The organism is Thermoflexus sp. (genome assembly GCF_025055495.1).
Classification (GTDB): Bacteria; Chloroflexota; Anaerolineae; order Thermoflexales; family Thermoflexaceae; genus Thermoflexus.
Window position 1 is genome coordinate 1 of sequence record NZ_JANWXB010000361.1, and the last position, 7,010, is coordinate 7,010.

The 7,010-nt window shown below is 67.2% G+C and carries 6 protein-coding genes, 1 pseudogene and 1 riboswitch; of the genes and pseudogenes, 1 reads left to right on the forward strand and 6 read right to left on the reverse strand.

What is annotated here, in order from left to right; all coding sequences use genetic code 11:
- Positions 1-9 precede the first annotated feature (9 nt).
- From NZM16_RS11590 to NZM16_RS11600, 3 genes are all read right to left on the reverse strand, one after another.
- Positions 10-348 (reverse strand): hypothetical protein, encoded by a 339-nt coding sequence (locus NZM16_RS11590; protein ID WP_295451666.1) that lies wholly within the window; start codon positions 346-348, stop codon positions 10-12.
- A gap of 297 nt (positions 349-645) precedes the next feature.
- Entirely contained in the window at positions 646-1,695 is a 1,050-nt protein-coding gene (locus NZM16_RS11595) for an iron ABC transporter permease (protein WP_295451663.1), read from the reverse strand.
- A 144-nt stretch (positions 1,696-1,839) separates the two neighbouring features.
- Positions 1,840-2,889, reverse strand: a complete 1,050-nt coding sequence (locus tag NZM16_RS11600; RefSeq protein WP_295451661.1) for an ABC transporter substrate-binding protein — start codon at positions 2,887-2,889, stop codon at positions 1,840-1,842.
- A 168-nt stretch (positions 2,890-3,057) separates the two neighbouring features.
- A riboswitch (cobalamin riboswitch) is annotated at positions 3,058-3,209 on the reverse strand.
- 89 nt (positions 3,210-3,298) lie between these two features.
- Between NZM16_RS11600 and NZM16_RS11605 the strand changes: the two genes are divergently transcribed.
- On the forward strand, positions 3,299-3,763 hold the full coding sequence (locus NZM16_RS11605) for an iron chaperone (protein ID WP_295451659.1): 465 nt from the start codon (positions 3,299-3,301) through the stop codon (positions 3,761-3,763).
- Between the two features lie 103 nt (positions 3,764-3,866).
- Here the strand turns inward: NZM16_RS11605 and NZM16_RS11610 are convergent, their stop codons facing one another.
- From NZM16_RS11610 to NZM16_RS11620, 3 genes and pseudogenes are all read right to left on the reverse strand, one after another.
- Positions 3,867-5,540 carry a methylmalonyl-CoA mutase gene (locus NZM16_RS11610; RefSeq protein ID WP_295451656.1) on the reverse strand — a complete coding sequence of 558 codons (1,674 nt, stop codon included), beginning with the start codon at positions 5,538-5,540 and terminating at the stop codon, positions 3,867-3,869.
- Between the two features lie 165 nt (positions 5,541-5,705).
- On the reverse strand, positions 5,706-6,203 hold the full coding sequence (locus NZM16_RS11615) for a biotin/lipoyl-containing protein (RefSeq protein WP_295451655.1): 498 nt from the start codon (positions 6,201-6,203) through the stop codon (positions 5,706-5,708).
- 3 nt (positions 6,204-6,206) lie between these two features.
- Positions 6,207-7,010: pseudogene (locus NZM16_RS11620) on the reverse strand (acetyl-CoA carboxylase biotin carboxylase subunit); the annotation flags it as partial.

Below are 7,010 nucleotides of genomic sequence, written 5' to 3' on the forward strand. Positions count from 1 at the left end.
ATGGTTTCCTCAGGCGTTCTCCGGGTGCTCCATGGGTCGAGGGCGGCGCACCCAGAGGACGAGCACGTCGCCTTCTGGCCAGCGCTCGACCCGCGCGGCGATCACGTCGGCCCAGCGCCGCTCCCCCGAGGGCGCAGGGAAATCCAGCTGCACCGGCCGGCCTTCCTCCCACGCCCGGCGGCAGCGCTCCAACATCTTCTCGCCGTTGAAGGTGCGCATCTGACAGACCGCCACCGGCTGCGTGGTCGGCCCCTCATAGATCGAGAAGGCCCAGATCTCCCGAGCCGGCTGAAATTGCGGGGTCGGTCCTTCCACCACCGTGATCCATTCCGGTTCCATCCAGCGCATTGCCCGGTTCCCTCCGGCGACCTCAAGATCCGTTCCTTGGCGGATTGATTTCCCCAAGCTGTTTGGCGTTTCCAGGAGGATGCCGCGCGAATCCACACCTTCCGTTTATAAAATTCTACCACATAGATCCTGCCGGGCAGGGATCGTTTCCCGGCGCTTCGGTATGGGGAACAAGAGGCTGCCGGGCTTGGCGCGAGTGGTGGGCCTCGGACTCAAAGGGCGATGGAAAGGATCACGAAGAGGCCGATCCCGGGGTGCGCTTCGTGTTCGGAAGGGACGCTTCGCGGGGTGATTGGATCAGAAGAAGGCTCCGCGGCGGGTATGGATCAGCAGATACAGAAAGAAGGGGCCGCCCAGGAAGGCGGTCAGGATGGTCAGAGGGATCTCCTGGGGCGGGAGGAGGATGCGGGAGAGGAGATCGGACAGGGTAAGCAGGGAAGCGCCGATGAGGATCGAGGCGGGAAGGACCCGCGGGTAGCGAGGCCCGACGATCAGTCGGGCCAGATGGGGAGCGATCAGGCCAACGAAGCCGATGATCCCGGTAAAGGCGACGGCACCGGCGGTGGTCAGGGTGGCCGCGCCAATCGCCAGCCGCTTCACCTGCTCTACGGGCAGGCCTAATTGCAGCGCCTGCTCTTCCCCGAACTGCAGGACATCCAACGGGCGCCCCAGCAGGAGCAGGAGGCTCAGGCCGATCGTTACATAGGGGAGAGCGCCGAAGAAGGCGGGCCAGCCCCCCAGCGCGTAGCCCCCCAGCATCCAGATCCAGGCCCGGTGCGGGGCCACCTTCCAGACCATGACCATCAGCAGACCCAGGCTGATGGCGTTCAGGATCGCGCCGACGACGATGCCAGCCAGCAGCAACAGCGTCAGGGGCACAGCCCCCCCGATCCGCGCCAGGCGATACACCGCCCCCACGGTGGCCAATCCGCCCAGAAACGCGGCCATCGGGAGGGTGAATAGCCCCAGGAAGGTGGCCGACAGATTCAGGGCGATGGCGGTCAGCGCGCCCAGATTCGCTCCCGCCGCCACCCCGATCAGATACGGATCCGCCAGCGGATTCCGAAACAGTCCCTGGTAGGCGGCACCGGCCCCCGCCAGCGCCGCGCCCGCCAGGGCGATGAGCAGCACCCGGGGCAGGCGCACCTCCCATACGATCGTGACCAGCGTCGGATCCCGGGCCTCCCCCAGGAGGATCCGCCACAGCTCCGTCAGGGGAATGGAGATCGTGCCCAGGGCCACGCCCAGAGCCAGGCTGGTCCCGAGGAACATCCCCAGGCCAGCCCAAAATCCGATCTGGACCCTTCGGGAGCGGCGCAAGGTGGATGGGAATGCGCGCAGGGCCATTTCGCCTCCATCGGGCCGGGAAAGGTGCATGGGAAGCGAAGCACGCTGTGCCTTCCCGGCGGCGCCTGAGGGGGATTCCCCCCCGAGGGCGGGGGCCGCCGCCGAGGGCAACGCCCCCGCCCTCCCCTTTGCTCCTTGCTTCCCTTACCGGACCGGCGCCAGGTGCCTCATCGGAACGACTGCCAGGCGTTTCACCGCCGATTGCGGGAACAGCTCCGGGTGGATGATCCGCGCCAGCGCCTCCAGGCCGTCCACGATCCGCGGACCGGGCCGGGAGATCAGGTTGTCATCGATCGGGTAAATCCGCCCCTCCCGCACCGCCCGCAGGCGGCCCCATCCGGGGCGTCGCTTCACCTTCTCCGGCGTCTCCCCGTAATTGGCGGTGCCCAGGATGATGAGATCGGGGTCCTGGCGGATCAGCTCCTCCAGGCTGATCTGCGCCCACTCGCTGGAGAGGCTGGCCCCGATGTTCTGCCCGCCGGCCCGGACGATGAGCCGGTCGATGAACGAGCCTGGCCCGGCGGTCCAGGGCTTGCTGGGCTCGGTGGCGTCGAGCTCGTAAAAGACTTTGGGGCGGGTCGCTGCCTGACGGACCTTTCCCTCAATCGCGGCGAGGCGGGCTTGTAGATCGGCCACCACCTTTTCCGCCTGCTCTGTGTTCCCCGTCAATCGCCCGACCATGCGGATCTGTTCAAAGATCTCCTCGATGTCTTTCGGCGTGCGCTGATGGAACACCACCAGCCCCAGATCCTCCAGCGCCTTCACCTGTTCCGGGCTGATGACGCCAGGGGCCAGGATCAGATCCGGGCGCACGGCCACGATCGCCTCCTTGTTGATGGAGGGGTAGGTGCCGCCGATGCTGGGGATGTTCTTCGCCTCAGGCGGATAATCCGAGAGCTCGTCCCGCCCCACCAGGCGATCGCCGGCGCCCACGGCGAAGATCATCTCCGTGGCAGAGGGAGCGAGGGTCACGATCCGCTGAGGGCGGGCCTGCAACACCACGGTTCGCCCGTGTTCATCGATGACGCTCAGGAACGGCGCGGGAGTCGGAGTGGCGGTGGGAGGAACCGTGGGCGATGGCGCCACCGTGGCGGTGGCGGTGGGAAGCGGCGCCGCTGTTGGCGTGGGGGAGGGCGCCACCGCGCATCCGACCAGGACCATCAGGATCCCTACGAGTCCGATCAGGCGTCGCATCCAGCAACCTCCGGGCTTGGGATGGTGGCCTCGCCCAAAGGGGCAAGAGGCCCATCCCGGCCGGAGGCATGAAATCCGCGGCCTCCCTGCCGGAACGGACAGGGAGGCCGCGGGAAAGCCCAGAAGGGACCCAAAGATGGGTCGGGCGGCGCTCCTACCCCTTCCGCGAGGCTCGGAGGAGGCCGAGGCGGGCGACCGGGCTTCCATGGTCCGCATCCGCGGCCATGGTTACCGTTGCGGGACAGCGCCGGACTCTCACCGGACTTCGCCTTTCAGCCCTGCCATCCGGGGCGTCGGGCACCTCGGCCGTATTCCGTGATCTAAAATCATGATAAAGTCGATCAGAGCCCTGTCAAGGTTGCCTGATGGGGAGTGGTGCCGAGCCAGGGATATCGAAAGGGGATCCTCCATGAAGAAAAGCAAACGCACTGCCCGCAAGGTTGCCGTCAGCGAAGCGTCTGAGGGATTCACGGAAGAAGAGCGAGCCGCGATGCGGGAGCGCGCCCAGGAGCAGAAGGCCGCCGCACGTCGCAGGTCCGGGGCGGATGAGGAGCGCGCGGTGCTGGAGAAGATCTCCGGGATGCCGGAGCCGGATCGCGCCATGGCGATGCGGCTCCATGCGATCATCCGGGCCAGCGCGCCAGCCCTCGCGCCGAGGCTCTGGTATGGGATGCCCGCCTACGCCCGGGAGGGCAAGGTCGTCTGCTTCTTCCAGCCCGCCCACAAGTTTGATACGAGGTATGCGACGCTTGGGTTCACGGACGCGGCGAACCTCGACGAGGGCGCCATGTGGCCGGTGGCCTTCGCGCTGAAGGAGCTGACGGCCGCCGAAGAGGAAGCGATCGCCGCGCTGGTGAAGAAAGCGGTGAGCTGAGGCCGCGACCTTGTCCCTCCGGGATCGCGTCGCCTATTCGTTCGGTCTGGGTGGGCGGGCGAGGCCGCGCATCGCGATGGGATCCTCGCCACGGCCTGTGGAATCACAGGACTTCCGGTGGGCGGTATTCGCCCCATACCTGACGCAGAACCCCGCAGATCTCCCCTAAGGTGACGTCGGCGGCGACGGCTTCCACCAGCAGCGGCATGAGGGGCTCCTCAGGCCGGCGGGCTGCCTCCTCGATCCGGCTCAGGAGGGCGGAGACCCGCTCTCCATCTCGCCGGGCCCGCAGCTCCCGCAGCCGCGCCTTCTGGGCCTCCTCGATGGCCGGGTCCACCTGAAGTCGCTCCAGCTCCACAGGCTCCTCTTCCACCTGGAAGGCGTTCACCCCCACGATGATCTGCTCGCCCGATTCAATGGCCTGCTGGGTTCGATAGGCCGATTCGGCGATGGCCCGCTGGATATAACCGCTTTCGATGGCCCGCAGCGCCCCGCCCATCGCCTCGATCCGGTCGATCTCCGCCAGGGCCCGCCGCTCGATCTCCGAGGTCAGATGCTCGATCACATAGCTGCCCGCCAGCGGATCGACGGTGTCCGCCACGCCGGATTCGTAAGCCAGGATCTGCTGGGTGCGCAGGGCCACCCGGGCCGATTTCTCCGTGGGGAGCCAGAGGGCTTCATCCATCGCGTTGGTGTGCAGGGACTGGCAGCCGCCCAGGACCGCCGCTAAGGCCTGGATGGTCACCCGGATGACGTTGTTCTCCGGCTGCTGGGCCGTGAGGGTGCTGCCGCCGGTCTGGACGTGGAAGCGGAGCATCATGGCCTCGGGCCGGGTGGCCCCCAGGCGGTCCCGGGCCAGGCGCGCCCACAGCCGACGGGCGGCGCGGAACTTGGCCACTTCCTCCAGGAAATGGTTGTGGGCGTTGAAGAAGAACGAAAGCTGCGGCCCGATGTCGTCCATGGAAAGGCCCGCCCGGGCGGCGGCCCGCACGTATTCCAGCGCATGGGCGAAGGTGAAGGCCACCTCCTGCACGGCCGTCGCCCCTGCCTCCCGGATGTGATAGCCGCTGATGCTGATGGAGTTCCAGTTCGGCACGTGGCGATGGCAGAAGGCCATGACGTCCACTGTGAGCCGCAGGGAGGGCTCCGGCGGGAAGATATACAGGCCACGGGCCACGTATTCCTTCAGGATGTCGTTCTGCACCGTCCCGCGCAGGCGCTTCCAGTCCACCCCCTGCTCCCGGGCCAGGGCCAGAACCATCGCCAGGAGGATGGCGGCCGGGGCGTTGATGGTCATCGAGAGGCTCACCCGCTCCAGCGGGATGCCGTCGAGAAGGCGCCGCATGTCGTCCAGGGAACAGATGCTCACCCCTACCTTCCCGACTTCCCCGTGCGCCAGGGGATGATCCGCGTCATATCCCAGCTGGGTCGGCAGATCGAAGGCCACCGAGAGGCCGGTCTGGCCCTGGGCCAGGAGGTAGCGATAGCGGCGGTTGGACTCCTCGGCGGTGGCGTAACCGGCGTATTGCCGCATGGTCCACAGGCGGCCCCGATACATCGTGCGGTAGATCCCCCGGGTGAAGGGGAACTCCCCCGGGAACCCCAGGTCCTCCATGTAATCCAGGGGAACGTCGGCAGGGGTGTAGAGGGGGTCCAGGGGAATACCGGAGGGGGTTTCGAATCGTGGGCGGCGTTGCGGGGCCTCGCGGAGGGTCTCCAGCCACCGCCGCCGGGCTTCCCGGATTTCGTCCTCTCGAACCCGGATCTCCGTCGCCATAGCGGCCTCCATATCACCGGGATTCCATGCCGGATAGGCCCTGAGCGCACGTTCGGAAGGCGGGGGCCGGGGGCCGCTGAGGGCGGCCCGCCCGGTCCTCGGAAGGGCGGTGCGGGAAGCCGAAAGCCCCCCGAACCGCCTCCCCCGAATCGAATAGACAACGGATTAACCCAGCACTACCAGGATCTGGTTCTGCTCCACGCTCTGGCCGGGCTTCACCCGGATGGTTTTCACGGTGCCGTCGCGGGGGGCGCGGATCTCGTTCTGCATCTTCATGGACTCGAGCAACACCAGCTTCTCCCCCTTCCGGACGGCCTGGCCTTCCTGCACGGGGACGGCCACGATGAGGCCGGGCATGGGGGCTTTGACGGCGACCTCGCCGGCGGGCCCGTGCCGATCGCCGGAGGCCTCCCGCAGCCGTCGCTCCCGCTCGTCCTCCACCTGCACGGTGAAGAGATACCCGCGGACGAAGACCCAATATTCTCCCTCGCGCTCCTCCACCAGAGCCTCATACGAGGCGTTGTCCAGAAGCAGAGAGTAAACGTGCTGCTGATCGATCAGGCGGAAATCCACCGCCCGCTCGACGCCCTCGCACAGGATGCGATCTTCGCGGTTCACCTCGATGGTGAACGTCTTATCGTTGATGGTCGCAATGTATTTCATGGCTCATCCGCTCCTCCGCAGCTGCTCCCAACGCCCGGCCCACTTCCAGCCGTTGATCTCCCGAGCCCTCCGCCGGGTGACATGGGTGGCCGCCTGGCCCCGGCGATGGGCGACCAGGGTGGCGATGATGGCCGCCGCCTCCTCCAGCTCCGGCGGCGCCTCCTCGTCCATGGCGAAGCGCTCCTCCACGAACTTGGTGTCGAAGTGGCCGGCCAGGAAGCGGGTGCTGTTCAGGATCGCCTGATGGAAGGGGATGATGGTTTTGATGCCGATGATGCGGAACTCCTCCAGCGCCCGCCGCATGCGCAGGATGGCCTCGCCCCGCGTCTCGCCCCAGGCGATCACCTTTGCGATCAGGGAATCGTAATACGGCGTGATCTCGCACCCTTCGTAAACCCCGCTGTCCACTCGAACCCCGGGTCCGGTGGGCTCGGCCAGGGTGACGATGCGGCCGGTGGAGGGCATAAAGTTGTTGAAGGGATCCTCGGCGGTGATGCGGCACTCGATGGCCCAGCCCGTTTGGCGGATATCCTCCTGGCGATAGCGCAGCTTCCGGCCCCGGGCGATGCGGATCTGCTCCTTCACGATGTCCACACCGGTCACCATCTCGGTCACCGGGTGCTCCACCTGGAGCCGGGTGTTCATCTCGATGAAATAGAAGTTGCGCTCCTTATCCACCAGGAACTCCACCGTCCCGGCGTTGACGTAGCCGATGGCCTGAGCCGCGCGCACCGCCGCGCGGCCCAGCGCCGCCAGGGTCCGCTCCCGCAGCCGCGGCGGCGGGGCCTCCTCGATCAGCTTCTGGTG

What these genes read in the sequence shown, in the direction of transcription:
- NZM16_RS11615 (WP_295451655.1), bottom strand. Translation starts at nt 6,203, where the DNA reads ATGAAATACATTGCGACCATCAACGATAAGACGTTCACCATCGAGGTG.
- NZM16_RS11590 (WP_295451666.1), bottom strand. Translation starts at nt 348, where the DNA reads ATGCGCTGGATGGAACCGGAATGGATCACGGTGGTGGAAGGACCGACC.
- NZM16_RS11595 (WP_295451663.1), bottom strand. Translation starts at nt 1,695, where the DNA reads ATGGCCCTGCGCGCATTCCCATCCACCTTGCGCCGCTCCCGAAGGGTC.
- NZM16_RS11600 (WP_295451661.1), bottom strand. Translation starts at nt 2,889, where the DNA reads ATGCGACGCCTGATCGGACTCGTAGGGATCCTGATGGTCCTGGTCGGA.
- NZM16_RS11605 (WP_295451659.1), top strand. Translation starts at nt 3,299, where the DNA reads ATGAAGAAAAGCAAACGCACTGCCCGCAAGGTTGCCGTCAGCGAAGCG.
- NZM16_RS11610 (WP_295451656.1), bottom strand. Translation starts at nt 5,540, where the DNA reads ATGGCGACGGAGATCCGGGTTCGAGAGGACGAAATCCGGGAAGCCCGG.